Annotated in this window: 18 protein-coding genes; 15 read left to right on the top strand and 3 right to left on the bottom strand. The window is 73.7% G+C overall.

Translation table 11 applies throughout. The annotated features are described in order from the left end of the window. Window positions 1-248: 248 nt before the first annotated feature. Entirely contained in the window at window positions 249-497 is a 249-nt protein-coding gene (locus tag Q7T15_RS06335; protein WP_304694414.1) for a type II toxin-antitoxin system Phd/YefM family antitoxin, read from the top strand. Beyond that, window positions 494-751: a type II toxin-antitoxin system RelE/ParE family toxin gene (locus Q7T15_RS06330; RefSeq protein ID WP_304694412.1), complete on the top strand. Its 258-nt coding sequence runs from the start codon at window positions 494-496 to the stop codon at window positions 749-751. The genes Q7T15_RS06335 and Q7T15_RS06330 overlap by 4 nt, the downstream gene beginning before the upstream one ends. 11 nt (window positions 752-762) lie before the next feature. On the opposite strand, the gene rsmD is transcribed toward Q7T15_RS06330, so the two are convergent. Continuing rightward, the gene (gene rsmD / locus Q7T15_RS06325; RefSeq protein WP_304694410.1) at window positions 763-1,338 is read right to left on the bottom strand and encodes a 16S rRNA (guanine(966)-N(2))-methyltransferase RsmD; all 576 of its coding nucleotides are present in this window, start codon (window positions 1,336-1,338) and stop codon (window positions 763-765) included. A 76-nt stretch (window positions 1,339-1,414) separates the two neighbouring features. On the opposite strand from rsmD, the gene Q7T15_RS06320 reads away from it, so the two are divergent. The 3 genes from Q7T15_RS06320 (at window position 1,415) to coaD (ending at window position 4,912) form a co-directional block, all read left to right on the top strand. Continuing rightward, window positions 1,415-3,622 carry an ATP-dependent DNA helicase RecG gene (locus Q7T15_RS06320; protein ID WP_304694408.1) on the top strand — a complete coding sequence of 736 codons (2,208 nt, stop codon included), beginning with the start codon at window positions 1,415-1,417 and terminating at the stop codon, window positions 3,620-3,622. A 77-nt stretch (window positions 3,623-3,699) separates the two neighbouring features. Beyond that, window positions 3,700-4,389 (top strand): endonuclease/exonuclease/phosphatase family protein, encoded by a 690-nt coding sequence (locus tag Q7T15_RS06315; protein ID WP_304694406.1) that lies wholly within the window; start codon window positions 3,700-3,702, stop codon window positions 4,387-4,389. Window positions 4,390-4,423: 34 nt separating this feature from the next. Beyond that, window positions 4,424-4,912 carry a pantetheine-phosphate adenylyltransferase gene (gene coaD, locus Q7T15_RS06310; protein WP_304694404.1) on the top strand — a complete coding sequence of 163 codons (489 nt, stop codon included), beginning with the start codon at window positions 4,424-4,426 and terminating at the stop codon, window positions 4,910-4,912. A gap of 130 nt (window positions 4,913-5,042) precedes the next feature. Here coaD and Q7T15_RS06305 read toward each other — a convergent pair whose 3' ends face one another. Next, window positions 5,043-5,306 carry a hypothetical protein gene (locus Q7T15_RS06305; protein ID WP_304694402.1) on the bottom strand — a complete coding sequence of 88 codons (264 nt, stop codon included), beginning with the start codon at window positions 5,304-5,306 and terminating at the stop codon, window positions 5,043-5,045. A 494-nt stretch (window positions 5,307-5,800) separates the two neighbouring features. Here Q7T15_RS06305 and Q7T15_RS06300 point away from each other — a divergent pair, with 494 nt between their 5' ends. From Q7T15_RS06300 to Q7T15_RS06280, 5 genes are read left to right on the top strand one after another with little or no spacing between them, the layout of a single operon-like run. Further along, window positions 5,801-6,004: a DUF4287 domain-containing protein gene (locus Q7T15_RS06300; protein WP_304694400.1), complete on the top strand. Its 204-nt coding sequence runs from the start codon at window positions 5,801-5,803 to the stop codon at window positions 6,002-6,004. Between the two features lie 59 nt (window positions 6,005-6,063). Next, on the top strand, window positions 6,064-7,032 hold the full coding sequence (locus Q7T15_RS06295) for an NAD(P)-dependent alcohol dehydrogenase (protein WP_304694398.1): 969 nt from the start codon (window positions 6,064-6,066) through the stop codon (window positions 7,030-7,032). Window positions 7,033-7,083: 51 nt separating this feature from the next. After that, a complete protein-coding gene (locus Q7T15_RS06290) occupies window positions 7,084-7,239 on the top strand; it encodes a hypothetical protein (protein ID WP_304694396.1) in 156 nt (51 codons plus the stop codon). A 58-nt stretch (window positions 7,240-7,297) separates the two neighbouring features. Further along, on the top strand, window positions 7,298-8,299 hold the full coding sequence (locus tag Q7T15_RS06285; protein WP_304694394.1) for a TIGR03557 family F420-dependent LLM class oxidoreductase: 1,002 nt from the start codon (window positions 7,298-7,300) through the stop codon (window positions 8,297-8,299). 8 nt (window positions 8,300-8,307) lie between these two features. Then, complete coding sequence (locus Q7T15_RS06280; RefSeq protein ID WP_304694392.1) at window positions 8,308-8,601, top strand: DUF4287 domain-containing protein; 294 nt, start codon at window positions 8,308-8,310, stop codon at window positions 8,599-8,601. A gap of 189 nt (window positions 8,602-8,790) precedes the next feature. Here Q7T15_RS06280 and Q7T15_RS06275 read toward each other — a convergent pair whose 3' ends face one another. Then, window positions 8,791-9,750, bottom strand: coding sequence for a hypothetical protein (locus tag Q7T15_RS06275; protein ID WP_304694390.1), 960 nt, complete (start codon window positions 9,748-9,750; stop codon window positions 8,791-8,793). A 323-nt stretch (window positions 9,751-10,073) separates the two neighbouring features. Here Q7T15_RS06275 and Q7T15_RS06270 point away from each other — a divergent pair, with 323 nt between their 5' ends. The 5 genes from Q7T15_RS06270 to Q7T15_RS06250 all read left to right on the top strand — a co-directional run. After that, complete coding sequence (locus Q7T15_RS06270; protein WP_304694388.1) at window positions 10,074-10,451, top strand: PLD nuclease N-terminal domain-containing protein; 378 nt, start codon at window positions 10,074-10,076, stop codon at window positions 10,449-10,451. A 43-nt stretch (window positions 10,452-10,494) separates the two neighbouring features. Beyond that, window positions 10,495-11,331: a coenzyme F420-0:L-glutamate ligase gene (gene cofE, locus Q7T15_RS06265; protein ID WP_304694386.1), complete on the top strand. Its 837-nt coding sequence runs from the start codon at window positions 10,495-10,497 to the stop codon at window positions 11,329-11,331. Between the two features lie 72 nt (window positions 11,332-11,403). Continuing rightward, on the top strand, window positions 11,404-12,420 hold the full coding sequence (locus Q7T15_RS06260; RefSeq protein ID WP_304694416.1) for a MoxR family ATPase: 1,017 nt from the start codon (window positions 11,404-11,406) through the stop codon (window positions 12,418-12,420). A 9-nt stretch (window positions 12,421-12,429) separates the two neighbouring features. Continuing rightward, the gene (locus Q7T15_RS06255; RefSeq protein ID WP_304694384.1) at window positions 12,430-13,770 is read left to right on the top strand and encodes a DUF58 domain-containing protein; all 1,341 of its coding nucleotides are present in this window, start codon (window positions 12,430-12,432) and stop codon (window positions 13,768-13,770) included. Next, window positions 13,763-14,228 (top strand): hypothetical protein (locus Q7T15_RS06250; RefSeq protein WP_370689110.1); only part of this gene is annotated, 466 nt, incomplete at its 3' end. The genes Q7T15_RS06255 and Q7T15_RS06250, both read left to right, overlap by 8 nt.

Here is a 14,228-nt window from a genome sequence, read left to right as displayed (position 1 = left end):
CGACCGCGCACCTGCCGACGCACGCGCCGCACGCCGCCGACTACGCGGCCCGCGCCGCCGCCGATCCCGCCGACGAGCGGTGCTGGCAGCGGTCGGCGATCGAAGCAGAGCTGCTCGCCGCCGTCTCGCGGCAGTCGCAGCGCGAGCTCGACCGGCAGACCGCCTAGGCCTCAGCTCAGACCTCTGCTTCGGCTGCTTTGGCCCTCCTGTCGATGTACATTCGGTAACTCAATATGTACAATACGGCCATGAGCTCCCTCAGCGTCGCCGACGCCCGCAAGAACTTCTCCGACATCATCGACCGGTCGCAGACCGAGGCGGTCTTCATCGAGCGGCGTGGTCACCGCGCGGCCGTCGTTATCAGCCCCGAGCAGTACGAGCGCATGCTCGATGCGCTCGAAGACGCCGAGGACATCGCTGCGTTCGATTCCGCGATGGAGGAGGAGGGGCCAAACGTCCCGTGGGCGCAGGTGAAAGCCGACCTGGGCTGGTCGTGAGCTATCGGATCGAGCTGCGTCCAGCAGCCGTTCGGGCACTCAAGAAGATCGACCAGCGAGACCGCGAGCGCATTCGCGGGGCGATCGCCCTCCTCGGGGACGAGCCCAGACCGCCCGCGGCGAAGCCGCTGCGTGGTCGCCCCGCGTGGCGCGTGCGGGTGGGCGACTACCGGATCATCTACACGATCGACGACGGCGTGCTGCTCATCGTCATCGTGACTCTCGGTCACCGGCGCGACGTGTACGAGCGCTGATCGAGCGACCATTAATCACTGGGTTCCGTGTTGAGCCAGAAGATCGCCGTCTCGCCGTAGTCGGAGCGCCGCTCCAGCTCGAGCCCCGACGGCCAGGCCGGCACGGGTGTCCGCGACGAGCGCTCGAGGACGACCACGGCATCCGCCGCCAATCGGGGTACGAGCGCGGCGAGCACGTGGTCGAGCTCGAGCCCGCCGAGCTCGTACGGCGGGTCGATGAAGACGAGATCCCACTCGCCGGGCGTCGAGGTCAGGTACGACCGCACCGGCTTGCCGCTGACCTGGATGCTCGGAGCCGACCCGCGCGGAGCTCGCTGCTCCACGAGCGCGGCGTTGCGCCGACAGACCTGCACCGCGGCGTGGCTCTTCTCCACGAGCAGCACGGAGGAGGCCCCGCGACTGGCCGCCTCGAGCCCGAGGGCTCCCGAGCCGGCGTACAGGTCGAGCACGCGCGCGCCGTCGAGGAGGCCGCGGGCCTGCAGCGAGCTGAAGATCGCCTCGCGCACGCGGTCGGAGGTGGGGCGCGTGCCCGCGCTCGGCACCTTGAGGGTGAGAGACCCGGCGTACCCGGCGATGATGCGCGTCACGGGCTCCACGGTAGTCGGCGCAGCCGCCGCCCCGCCGTGACGAGCGCGGTCGGCGCGCGCGGCTACCGTAGTGACCGTGACCGGCCCCCTCGACGCGAAGCTCGTCTCGGTGCTCGGCGACCGCAGCGCGAAGTCGCTGGCCAAGGCGTTCGGCATGACGACGGTCGGCGACCTCCTCGCGCACGTGCCTCGCCGTTACGCCCGCCGCGGCGAGCTCACGGCCCTGAGCGAGCTGCGGGTCGACGAGTCGGTGACGATCGTGGCCGAGATCCTGAGTGTCACCGAGCGGACGATGCGCGCCCGCCGGGGGAGCATCCTCGAGGTCACGATCGGCGACGGCCGGGGCATCCTCGCCCTGACGTTCTTCAACCAGGCGTGGCGCAAGGCCGACCTCGTGAAGGGGCGGCGCGGCATCTTCGCGGGCAAGGTCGGCGAGTACCGCGGCATCCGGCAGCTCGCCCACCCCGACTACGAGCTCTTCGAGGCGGGCGACGAGCGCGATTCGGGGCCGACGGCGCAGAAGTGGGCGATGCAGCCGATCCCGATCTACCCGGCGACGTCGACGGTCGCGAGCTGGCAGCTGCAGAAGGCGATCGCGGTCGCGCTCGACACGCTCGGGCCGCTCGACGACCCCATCCCCGCCGAGGTGCGCGCCGAGCGCGAGCTGCTCGATCACGCGACCGCGCTCGAGTGGATCCACCGCCCGGAGGACGACAGGCAGTGGCGCCGCGCGCGCGACACGCTGCGCTTCCACGAGGCGTTCCTCCTCCAGGTCGCGCTGCTGCAGCGCCGCGCCCAGCTGCGCGAGCAGCCCGCGACGCCGCGCACGCCCGGCGCCGAGCTCGCGGGCTTCGACGCGGCGCTGCCGTTCACCCTCACCGCGGACCAGGAGCTCGTCGGCCAGGAGGTCGCGCGCGATCTCGCCTCGCCCGTGCCGATGAACCGGCTCGTGCAGGGCGAGGTCGGCTCGGGCAAGACGCTCGTCGCCGTCCGGGCGATGCTCACGGTCGCGGAGGACGGCGGCCAGAGCGCCCTGCTCGCCCCGACCGAGGTGCTCGCGGCCCAGCACCTGCGCTCGATCGTGAGCGTGCTCGGCCCCGACCGCGCGGCCAGGATGCGCCCGGTGCTCCTGACGGGGCAGCTGAGCGCGGGGGAGCGCCGCGCGACCCTCCTCGCGATCGCGAGCGGGGCATCCCGCATCGTCGTCGGCACGCACGCGCTGCTCGGTGACAAGGTCCAGTTCGCCGACCTCGGGCTCGTCGTCGTCGACGAGCAGCACCGCTTCGGCGTCGAGCAGCGCGAGACCCTGCGCCGCAAGGGCTCGGTGCCGCCGCACGTGCTCGTGCTCACGGCGACGCCCATCCCGCGCACGGTCGCGATGACGGTCTTCGGCGACCTCGACGTCTCGACGATCGCGACGCTGCCGGCCGGGCGCATTCCGATCGTGAGCCACGTCGTGCCGCTCGCCGAGCGCCGAGACCTGTGGCATCGCGCGTGGCAGCGGCTCGGCGAGGAGCTCGCGCAGGGCCGCCAGGGCTTCGTCGTCGTCCCCGCGATCGACCCGACGACGCCCGAGGACGACCCCGACGCGCTCGAGCCCGACGCCGAGGAGGCGGGCGCCGGCGGTGCCGCCGACGCGACCGGCGGGCAGGCGGATGCCCCGCCCCGCCCGCCCGCGTCCGTCGCCGAGCTGACGCCCCTGCTGCGATCGCACCCCGCCCTCGCCGGGCGACGGGTCGAGCCCCTCCACGGCCGCATGACGACCGACGAGAAGGATGCGACGATGCGCGCCTTCGCCGCGGGCGAGATCGACGTGCTCGTCGCGACGACCGTCATCGAGGTCGGCGTCGATGTGCCCAACGCGTCGACGATGGTCGTCGTCGAGGCCGACCGGTTCGGCGTGAGCCAGCTGCACCAGCTGCGCGGCCGCGTCGGCCGCGGCGGCGTTCCCGGACTGTGCCTCTTCGTGACCGCCGCCGAGCCGGGGAGCCTCGCGCGCGAGCGCGTCGAGGCCGTCGCCTCGACGCTCGACGGGTTCGAGCTCGCGTCGATCGACCTCGAGCTGCGCCGCGAGGGCGACGTGCTCGGCGCGACGCAGAGCGGCGGGCGGTCGAGCCTGCGCCTGCTGCGCGTCGCGAAGGACGGCGATGTCATCGGGGATGCGCGCGAGGCCGCGGCGCTCCTGCTCGAGCGCGACCCGCAGCTCACGACCATGCCCGCGCTGCGCGACGCGCTCGACCGCCGCCTCGACGACGAGGCGCGCGCGTACCTCGAGAAGAACTGATCCGCTCACGTCAAGGCGCTCACCAGGTTCCCGCGGTCGACTAGCGTTATCCGCGGGGTTCCACAGGGGGAGGGTGCATGAAGGTCATCAGCTACAACCTCCGCAAGCATGCGGCGGTCGGCGAGCTCGTCGATCTCGTCGACGCGCACGCACCGCACCTCGTGTGCCTGCAGGAGATCGACACGTCGAAGCTCCCCGCCGAGCTCGGCCCCCTGCACCTCGCCGACGCGACGAAGCGCAACCGCCTCGGCCTCGCCGTCTACTACGACCGCGAGCGCTTCGAGTCGCACGCGACCGCCGCCTTCGCGCTCAAGAAGTCGCTCCACGACCGCATCGCCGCTCCCGCGCACGAGCGCGTCCTCGGCACGCACCTGCTCGACCACGAGACGGGGCGCGAGCTCGTCGTGGCGTCGTTCCACGCCGCGCCGCTCACGGCCCTCAACTCGCTGCGGCGCAAGCAGATCCACGCCGCCCACGAGGCGCTGCGCGGCTTCGGGACCGACCTGCCGACCCTCATGGTCGGCGACTTCAACTACCCCGTCTTCAAGGACTTCCTCGGCGCCGACGTCCGCGGCACCGGCTACGACCTCACGCTGAGCGACTCGCGCACCTACACGCGCTACAAGTTCTTCCGCGGCCACTTCGACTTCGCGACCTCGACCGGGCTCGACATCGACTCGGTCCGCACGCTGCCGCAGGGCGTGAGCGACCACCTGCCGATCCTCGTCGCAGCCGACTACCGCGAGCAGGCGGAGGCCGCCGCCTAGCGTTCGCCCTGCGGCGCCCCGGTAGGCTGGCTCCGTGAGCAGAGTCGCCGTCATCCCCGGGTCGTACGACCCCGTCACCCTGGGGCATCTCGACGTCATCGAGCGCGCCGCGCGCATCTTCGACGAGGTGCACGTCGTCGTCGTGCACAATCCGGGCAAGACGGCCATGCTGCCGATCGCCCAGCGCGTCTCGCTCATCGAGCAGGCCATCGCCGATCGCGCGCTGCCCTCCGGCATCGTCGTCACCGGCTGGAGCGTCGGCCTCCTCGTCGACTACTGCACCGACGTCGGCGCGACCGTGCTCGTGAAGGGCATCCGCAGCCAGATCGACGTCGCCTACGAGACACCGATGGCGATCGTGAACCGCAACCTCGCGGGCGTCGAGACGATCTTCATGCTCCCCGACCCCGCCCACGCGCACGTGTCGAGCTCGCTCGTGCGGCAGGTCGCCTCCCTCGGCGGCGACGTCGCGCCGTACGTGCCGCGCGCGGTGGCCGAGTTCCTGCACTCCTTCGAGGACTGACGCGGCGCAGCCCGCTCGCTCGCATCCGCGCCGCAACGCGGAAGGCCGCCACCGGTGCGAGCCTCCGGTGACGGCCTTCTGAACGAGCCCTCCGAGACGGGGGGCGGGGATGCGCGGCGCACGATCGTGCTCAGCGCGGGATGAGCGTCAGCAGCATCATGCGCTGCATCGCTCGCTCGCGCTGCTCGCGAGCGAGCTCCTGGCTCACTCGCATCGCGCGGCGATCGTGCTGCACGGCGACGGTCGATCGGCGGCTCCACTGCACGAGGGCGACGCCGACGTGCAGAGCGATCCGGTCGATCAGGCTGATCCGGCGCGCGGGAACGCTCCGGGTGCGGGGGTGCGACGGGCGCACCGGCTGCGGGTGACTCGGGCGAGTCGTGGTGGTGTTCATGAGTGGTGGTGTTCCTTCACTGCGCGTGGGTCGCCGTCGGCGCGCGCGGTCGCGCGTCGGCGGAGGCCCGAGGGTGCCGCTCGTGGCGGCGGAGGGGGAGCGGCGGCGTCGGCGCATCCTCACCATGGAGGAGCGGAGCGACTCGCCGTGAACGGGGCGGTGACCCGCAGATGCACATCGGTCGACGAGCGGCGGCGAGAGCCGACGAGCGCGAGCGCGCGGTGCCCGGGTCGGGCTTCTTCAGCGCCGCCACCGTCGAACCGGCGGCGTGCTGACCGACGCGGTTAGGCGGTGACGACGCCGACGAAGCCGGCGCGGAAACGGGAGATTCCCGTGAGAGTGGTGATCAACATGCTGGCCTCCTTTCGGCGTCTCGTGGGCCCTCGTGCAGGGCCTCGGGAAATCTAGCGGCGCGGTGCCGCTGAGCGCAACTGTTCTCCTCCCCTTTTTCTGGGGGCAGAGCGGCCGACGGTGCGCGACGTACCGTGGCGATCATGCCGTTCCACCCCGAACTCGGCGCGCTCGAGAGGCGGACGGGCCTCACCGCATCGCAGCTCGTCGCCGCTGCGCGCGCCCGCGGCTTCGACGACCCGAGCGTCGAGGCGCGCCGGATCGCGGCGTGGCTGAAGGACGACTACGACCTCGAGCGCCGCCACGCCGCGGCCCTCGCGCGCGTGCTCCGCGACGGGCGGGCCTAGGGTCGACAGCGCCCGGCCACGCACGCTGACGTCGCGCGGCGGCGGAACCGGAGGCGGCCATGAGAGCGATCACCGTTCGCGAGTACGGCGGGTCCGAGGTCCTGCGCGTCGACGAGATGCCCGCCCCCGCGCCGGGAGAGGGCGAGATCGTCGTGCGCCAGCAGGCGAGCTCGGTGAACCCGCTCGACTGGCACACGATGCGCGGCACGCCGTACATCGTGCGGGTCGGTCGGGGGCTGCGGCGGCCGACGAAGCCCGTGCTCGGCAGTGACATCTCGGGCGTCGTCGAGGCCATCGGGCCGGGCGTCGAGGGGTGGAGCGTCGGCGACCCCGTGCTCGGCTTCGGCATCGCCGCGTGGGCCGACCGCGTCGTCGTGAAGGCGGAGGGCGTCGTCGCGCGCCCGTCGGGGCTCGATCCGGTAGATGCGGGCGGCGTCGGCATCGCCGGCATCACCGCCCTGCAGGCGCTCACGCGGGCGGGGGTGGAGCGGGGGCAGCGCATCCTCGTCAATGGCGCCTCCGGTGGCGTCGGCACGTTCGCCGTCCAGATCGGCAAGCTCCTCGGCGCGCACGTCACCGCGACGACGAGCGCGCGCAACCTCGCCCTCGTCGCGCGCATCGGCGCCGACGACGTCATCGACTGCACCGTCGACGACGTCGTGCGGGGAGTCCCACGGTTCGACGCCGTGATCGACCTCGTCGGCGACCGCGGCATCGGCGAGCTGCGCCGCGTTCTCACGCCCGAAGGTGCGCTCGTGCGCTGCGGCGACCCCGGCGGGCTGTGGCTCAAGCCCCTCGCCGCGATGGCCGGTGCGGTCATCACCGACCGCCTCGTGAAGCACCGCATCATCCCGCTGCTCGCGACGCGCGATCAGGCCGACCTGCAGCGACTCGCCGACTGGCTCGGCACGACGGCGCTGCGCGTCGTCGTCGACCGGGTGCTCCCGCTGGCCGACGTCGCCGAGGCGGTCGCGCACGTCGAGTCGCGGCGAGCGCGCGGGAAGGTGCTGCTCGCGGTCGAGCAGTGATACCCCCGGGGGTATACTGAGGTCGACCGATCGACCGAAGGAGACCCCTCGATGTGCCAGCAGACCACCTGCCGGAAGTGCGGCAAGAAGACCTGGACCGGCTGCGGCCAGCACGTGACCCAGGTGATGCGCGGCGTGCCGCAGTCGCAGCGCTGCCAGGGCCACGAGGCCGAGCCCGGCTTCTTCGCGCGGCTCTTCCGCCGCTGATCGAGCGCGGCTCGCCGCGGCCCGCTCGCGGCGGGCCGGAGTGCACCAGACTGGGGGCATGACCGCCCCGCAGATCGGCTACGCCGCCGCGCTCGAGCAGTTCGCGCCGCTCGAGGCGATCGAGCTCGCCGCGCTCGCCGAGCAGCACGGCTTCGCGGGCACCGTCGCGACGGAGGGCTTCCAGCCCTGGACGCCCCAGCAGGGGCAGTCGAGCTTCGTCTGGAACGTGGTCTCCGCGCTCGGGGCGCGGACGAGCGGCGCGCTGGGAGTCGGACCGGTGTCGCCGACGTTCCGGTGGCATCCCGCGATGGTGGCCCAGGCATCCGCGACGCTCGCCGCGATGTACCCCGGGCGGCACTGGCTCGCCCTCGGCAGCGGCGAGGCGATGAGCGACCACATCGTCGGCGAGCGCTGGCCCGAGCCTGCCGAGCGCATCGCGCGCATGTTCGAAGCGCTGTCGGTCATCAAGAAGCTCTTCGCGGCCTCGCTCGCCGGCCGTGACACGAAGCACGACGGCGACTTCCTGCGCCTCGAGACCGCCCGGCTCTGGACGATGCCCGAGGTCGCGCCCGACATCCTCATCCAGACCGCCGGCCCCCTGACGGCGAAGCGGGCCGGGCGCAGCGCCGACGGCCTGCTCATCGAGGCCGCGCCGATCGACCGCATCGGGATGCTCTTCCAGCGCTTCGAGGAGGGCGCCCGCGAGGCGGGACGCGACCTCGCGACCACGACTCGGGTTCTGCGCCTGCACCTGTCGTGGGCGCCGACCGACGAGGAGGCGATGGCGAACGCGCTCGCCGAGTGGCCCAACGGCGGCATGCGGTTCGCGAAGAGCGACATCCGCTCGCCGTTCGACCTCGAGCAGATCGCGCGGCTCGTCCGCCCGGAGGACTTCGCCGCGCGCGTCGTCGTCTCGGCCGACCCCGACGTGCACCGTGCCAACATCCAGGCGCACCTCGACCTCGGGTTCGACGCGGTCTACATTCACAACGTGGGGCGGAATCAGCGCGAGTTCGTCGAGGTGTTCGGGCGCGACGTCCTCCCCGCACTGCACGGATAGGAGGCTCCATGTCGTTCCAGGCATATCTCGACGCGATCGAGAAGAAGACCGGCCGCACGCCGCGGCAGCTGCTCGACGAGGCGATCGAGCGCGGCTACCAGGAGCCGGGCGTGAAGGCCGGCGTCATCGTGCAATGGCTCGCCGATGAGTACGGGCTCGGTCGGAGTCACGCCATGGCGATGGTGCACGTCATCAAGAAGGGCCCGCAGATCTCGATTACGCACGTCGGCACGGACGGCGTGCACCGCGACGAGACCGACACGCTCTGGCTCGACGGGGTCGCGACGAAGCCGACGGGCTGAAGCGATGGCCGACGACGGGGCGGCGCTCGCGCCGGGCGAGGGCGAGCTCGACGCCGAGGGGCGCCGCCATGGCCCGTGGCACGAGAGCGACCCGCACGGCGGAACGATCGCGGGCGAGTACGTGCACGGCGAGCGTCAGGGCCCGTGGAGCCACTACTTCGCGGATGGCCGCGTGCGCAGCGAGATGACCTACGAGGACGGCGAGCTCGCCGGGCCCACCACCTGGTACCGCGCGACCGGCGGGCTGCTGCAGCGCGGCGCCTTCCTCGACGGCGAGAAGCACGGCCGCTGGACGCGCTGGGACGCCGCCGGCCGCCTCCTCGACGAGGGCGAGTTCGACCGCGGCGCCAAGACGGGGGAGTGGACCCAGTACGCGCCCGACGGCTCGGTGCGGAAGGTCACGCGCCACCGCGGTCGCCCGGACGCCTGAGCGCCGTCGGCGCCCGCCTCCTCGAGCGCCGCGAGCCACTCGGCCCAGAACGCCTTCCAGTGGTCGCCCTCCTCGAGGGTCGGCAGCTTCGCGTGCGTCACGGTGAGGTTCGTGCGCCCTCCGCTCGCGGCGTCGAACGCGAACGACACCCGCCCGAGCCCCTCGCCGTCACGGCGCAGCTCGAAGCCGGGAGCCCGCACCTCGGGCTTCGACCGCAGCGTCGTCTCGAACCCCGGCAGGAGCTCCGCGCGCGCGGCGTCGTCGAGCAGCAGTGCGCGCACCTCGGTGGGCGGCGGCGCGACGATGCGCGAGCGCGACACCGTGAAGGTCCCGTCGGGCATCTGGCCGGGCAGCCGCAGCCCCGTGATGCGCTCGTACCCGACGGTCACGCCCTGCGCCCACCACGGGTCGACGCCCTGCGCCACGAGCCAGGCCGCGATCGCGGGGTGACCCGCCGCGCGACCGGGTCCGGCGTCGATTGCGTCGACCCAGGCATCCCACCCGCGACCGGTCTTCTCGAGCACGAGCTCGTCGGCGTGCTGCGGCTGCGCGACCCACGCGCGGGCGGGGGATGCCGCGGTCGCGCCCTCCGCGTCGGTCGCGGCGGCGGCGCGCGCCCTCGCCGCATCGATCAGGGCTCGACGGGCGGCTCCGTAGCGCTCGCCGGTCTTCTGCATGCGCTCGCGCACGCGCTTCTTGAAGGCTTCCTGCGTGGTCATCTCGACCCTCTCGTGCTCGCTCTACGCGCTGCCTCCGGCTCGCGCCCGGCGACCCGCGTCGGAACACGACGGTCGTCCTCGCCGAGCGCTCCAGGCCCCCTCTGCCTCCTGCCGCGGGTGCGGCGGCCGGCAGCGCGAGCGCCGGCGGGGAGGTCGGGCGTGACGAACCGCCCGCGCTCACGGTACCGCCGTCGTCGTCGCGCGGGCAAGGCATCGCGCACGTCCTCGCGCGTCCGTGAGCCCGACACGACGGCACGGCACGCCGACGGACGGCCTCGACGCGCCTCTGGCGTAACCTGCGGAACCCTCACTATGGTGAGCGCGTGTACATCCTGCTGAGCGCGATCCCCGTGCTCGTGATGATCGCGTCGCTCGCCGACATCATCACGCGCGGCGAGCACGAGGTGAAGAACCTCAACCGCACCTTCTGGATCATCATCGTGATCCTCCTGCCGCTCGTCGGCAGCCTGCTGTGGTGGGCCGTCGGTCGCGAGTACCGCCGCGGCGAGCCGGCCGTCGGCTTCGGCGACCCGCTCCGCACGGAGGCGATCGAGCGACGTCTCGCCGATCGCGCGGCATCGACCACGGAGGCCGAGCTCGCCCGCCTCGACGCCGAGATCGCGCAGGCCGAGAACGAGGCGCGCATCCGGCGCCTGGAGGACGAGCTGCGGCGCCGCCGCGGCGAGCCGACGCCCTCCTGAGGCCACCCCGCCGGCGCCCGCGACCCCCTGCGATGATGGGCCGGTGACCACGCCGCCGCCCCTCCTCGTCTTCGGCATCCCGGGCATCCCCGAGATCGCTGCGGGCGACGACCTCCCGCGCCTCATCGCCGACGCCGCCCGCCGCGCCGACGTGCTGCCGGGCGACATCCTCGCCGTCACGAGCAAGATCGTGAGCAAGGCCGAGGGGCGCATCGTCGCCGCCGATTCCCGCGAGCAGGCGATCACCGACGAGACCGTGCGCGTCGTCGCGACGCGCGAGCATCCCGGCGGCGTGACGCGCATCGTCGAGAACCGCCTCGGCCTCGTCATGGCCGCCGCGGGCGTCGACGCGAGCAACACCGCCGACGGCACCGTGCTCCTCCTGCCGGTCGACCCCGACGAGAGCGCGCGCCGCATCCGCGCGGCCGTCGAGGCGTGCGTCGGCGCCCCCATCGGCGTCGTCATCACCGACACGGCGGGCCGCGCGTGGCGCGAGGGCCAGACCGACATCGCGATCGGCGCGAGCGGCGTTCGCCTGCTCGACGACCTCCGCGGAGCCCACGACGCGAGCGGCAAGCTCCTCGCCGTCACGGCCCCCGCGGTCGGCGACGAGATCGCGGCCGCCGCCGACCTCGTGAAGGGCAAGACGAGCGGGATGCCCGTGGCCGTCGTCCGCGGCCTCGACCGCCATCTCGACCCGGCCGCGCCGGGCGGCCGCAGCCTCGTCCGCCCGGCGGCCGACGACATGTTCTACATTGGGCATCGCGAGGCGCACGAGGCCGGTCGGGCCGAGGGCGTCGAGGCGGGCTTCGCGCAGGGCTATGCCGAGGGATTCGCCGAGGGGCAGGCGGAGGAGCGCGGCTCCGGGGGAGCATCCTGACGAATCATCACTCGCGGCGGTTCTCTCGGCCGTTTTCCCGTGTCGGCGTGGAAGAGTGAGCGGGTGAGCACGATGACGAGCCCTGCCCCCGACGCGCTCCCCGGCACCGACCAGCCGCTCGACGCGGAGGGCTTCGCCGAGTACGGCGACGCGATCCGGCGAGCGATGAACGGCGTGCTCGACGGCAAGCCCGAGGCGGTCGACACCGCGCTCACCGTGCTGCTGGCCGAGGGCCACCTGCTCATCGAGGACGTCCCGGGCGTCGGCAAGACCGTGCTCGCCCGCGCCCTCGCGCGCTGCATCGCCGGGAGCGTCAGCCGCATCCAATTCACGCCCGACCTGCTGCCCGCCGACATCACGGGCGTGAGCGTCTTCCGCCAGCAGCAGGGCGTCTTCGAGTTCACGCCCGGCCCCGTCTTCGCCCACATCGTCATCGGCGACGAGATCAACCGCGCGAGCCCCAAGACCCAGTCGGCGCTGCTCGAGTGCATGGAGGAGGGGCAGGTCACCGTCGACGGCCGCACCCACCGCCTCGAGGCGCCATTCCTCGTCGTCGCGACGCAGAACCCCGTCGAGATGGAGGGCACGTACCCGCTCCCCGAGGCGCAGCGCGACCGCTTCATGGCCCGCATCTCGATCGGGTACCCGGATGCCGAGAGCGAGCAGCGCATGCTGCGCGACCGCGAGCACGGGTCGCCTCTCGATCGCCTCGACCCGATCGTCGACGTGGCGGGCCTGCGCCGCATGATCGCGACCGAGCGCGAGGTCTACGTGAGCCCCGCGGTCGAGGCGTACGCCGTCGCGATCGTGCAGTCCACGCGCGACGACACGGCCCTGCGCCTGGGGGCGAGCCCGCGCTCGACCCTGCAGCTCGTGCGCGCCGCGCGAGCCAGGGCGGCGCTCGACGGCCGCGACTTCGTCGTCCCCGACGACATCGACGCGCTCGCGACGACGGTGCTCGCGCACCGGATGATCCTCGTGCCCCGGGCGCAGCATCCCGACGGCCGCCCCGTGCGCAGCGTCGAGGAGGTCGTCGAGCGCATCGTCGCCGCGACCCCCGTGCCGGTGCCGCAGGCGCCCCGCGCGTAGGGCGCGCTCATGCGGGCAGGGCGCGAGCGCGCGAGCGGGGGGATCCCGCGGCTCACCGGTCGCGGCTGGGGGTTCCTCGTCGTCGCCGCGAACCTGCTCGCGCTCGCGTACGGGCTGCAGCGGCCCGAACTCCTGCCCGCAGCCGTGATCGCGGCGGCCGCTCCGCTCATCGCGCTGCTCGTCGTCGCGGCCGCCCGCCCGCGCGTGCGAGTCACGCGCCACCTCGACCCCGTCGTCGCGACCGAGGGCGAGCCCGTGCGCGTCGGAGTCCTCGTCTCGGGCCGCGCGCGCTCGGCCGAGTGGGTCGAGCGCGTGCCCATGACCCCCGGGTACGCCGGGCCCGGACAGCTGCTCGAGGTGCGCGCCGGCCGCCCGCGCTCGCTCGGCTACCGCTACTGGCCCGCCCACCGCGGCCTCGTGAGCGTCGGCCCCCTCCTCATCGAGGATCGCGACCCCTTCGCCCTCGCCGTCCGCGTCACCGACACGATCGCCGTCGCCACGCAGCTCGTCGTGCCCGAGGTCGTGCCGCTCTCGCCCGGCCCCGTGCCCGACCCCTCGGCCGAGAGCGGCCCGCGAACGACGCGCTCGCGCGAGCGCGCTGCCGACGACGTCGTGACGCGCGAGTACCGGCAGGGTGACGCTCTGCGCCGCGTCCACTGGCGGGTCTCGGCGCGTCAGGGCGAGCTCATGGTGCGGCAGGACGAGCCGCAGGCCGGGCCGCGAGCCCGTGTGCTCCTCGATTCGCAGCGGGCCGGGCATCCGGACCTCGCCCGACCGGCGGCCGCCCCGCCGACCGGTTCCCGCACCTTCGAGTGGAGCGTACGCATGACCGCCGCCGTCGCCACGCACCTCGCCGAGCGCGGCTACGCCGTCGACCTGCAGACGCCGACCGCCCGCCCGACCGGTGCCCCGCGCGGCGACGGGCCCGTCGGCGAGCTGCTCGGCGAGCTCGCCATCCTGCCCCTCGCCGACCGTGAGCCGCTGCCCACCGCGTCCGCCGCGCCCGGCTCGGTGCCGATCGTCGCGATCGCGAGCAGCCCCGACGACGCGACGCTGCGGTGGATGCTCGCCCAGCGCTCGGCGGGAGCCCTCGGCGTCGCCCTGCTCGTGCGATCGGCGTCGACCGCGGCCGACGACCCGGGCGCGCTCGCGGTCGAGGCGGCCTTCGCGGCGGCCGACTGGAACGTCGTGACGGTGCCCGTCGGCACGCCGCCCGATGCCGCGTGGCTCGCGCTCATCGGGCAGCAGCCGGAGCTGACCGGGGCCGAGGCGCTCGCGGCGCGGGTCGCGGCGTCGTCCGCGGCGTCGTCCTCGACTGCGTCCTCGTCCCTCGGGCGCGCGCGTGGCTGAGACCGAGGGCCCGCGCCTCCGCCGGGCGGGAGCGCGGGCCGGCCGCGCCGCGGTCTTCGTCGCGCTCGCCACGGCGCTCATGCTCGCCGCGGCTCTCACCGCCTTCACGGTCGTACTCGGCGAGGGCCCGTGGTTCGCCACGACGATGATCGTCGTCGCGGTCGTCGTCGGGGCCGGGCTGCTCGCGCGCCTCCGCGTGCGGCGATGGGGCGCCCTCTGGTCGATCGTCGCGTCGAGCGCGGCGCTCATCGTCGCACTCACGGCCCTCTTCACCGCCGAGGTGTCGTTCGCGGTCGTGGTGCCGACACCCGAGACGCTCGACCGCTTCGCCGAGCTCGCGGCGCTCGGAGAGCAGTCGATCGCGGAGCAGTCGCTGCCCGCGGAGGCCGACACGGGCATCCGTTTTCTGCTCGCCCTCGGCGTCGGAGCGATCGCGATCGCGACCGATGCGCTCGCCG

This window comes from Microcella sp., from assembly GCF_030645145.1.
GTDB lineage: Bacteria > Actinomycetota > Actinomycetes > Actinomycetales > Microbacteriaceae > Microcella.
The sequence above is the reverse complement of the archived record's forward strand: the minus strand, read 5'-3'. Positions and strand labels throughout refer to the sequence as shown.

What these genes read in the sequence shown, in the direction of transcription:
- Q7T15_RS06335 (WP_304694414.1), top strand. Translation starts at nt 249, where the DNA reads ATGAGCTCCCTCAGCGTCGCCGACGCCCGCAAGAACTTCTCCGACATC.
- Q7T15_RS06315 (WP_304694406.1), top strand. Translation starts at nt 3,700, where the DNA reads ATGAAGGTCATCAGCTACAACCTCCGCAAGCATGCGGCGGTCGGCGAG.
- Q7T15_RS06305 (WP_304694402.1), bottom strand. Translation starts at nt 5,306, where the DNA reads ATGAACACCACCACGACTCGCCCGAGTCACCCGCAGCCGGTGCGCCCG.
- Q7T15_RS06300 (WP_304694400.1), top strand. Translation starts at nt 5,801, where the DNA reads ATGCCGTTCCACCCCGAACTCGGCGCGCTCGAGAGGCGGACGGGCCTC.
- Q7T15_RS06295 (WP_304694398.1), top strand. Translation starts at nt 6,064, where the DNA reads ATGAGAGCGATCACCGTTCGCGAGTACGGCGGGTCCGAGGTCCTGCGC.
- Q7T15_RS06290 (WP_304694396.1), top strand. Translation starts at nt 7,084, where the DNA reads ATGTGCCAGCAGACCACCTGCCGGAAGTGCGGCAAGAAGACCTGGACC.
- Q7T15_RS06285 (WP_304694394.1), top strand. Translation starts at nt 7,298, where the DNA reads ATGACCGCCCCGCAGATCGGCTACGCCGCCGCGCTCGAGCAGTTCGCG.
- Q7T15_RS06280 (WP_304694392.1), top strand. Translation starts at nt 8,308, where the DNA reads ATGTCGTTCCAGGCATATCTCGACGCGATCGAGAAGAAGACCGGCCGC.
- Q7T15_RS06275 (WP_304694390.1), bottom strand. Translation starts at nt 9,750, where the DNA reads ATGACCACGCAGGAAGCCTTCAAGAAGCGCGTGCGCGAGCGCATGCAG.
- Q7T15_RS06260 (WP_304694416.1), top strand. Translation starts at nt 11,404, where the DNA reads ATGACGAGCCCTGCCCCCGACGCGCTCCCCGGCACCGACCAGCCGCTC.
- Q7T15_RS06255 (WP_304694384.1), top strand. Translation starts at nt 12,430, where the DNA reads ATGCGGGCAGGGCGCGAGCGCGCGAGCGGGGGGATCCCGCGGCTCACC.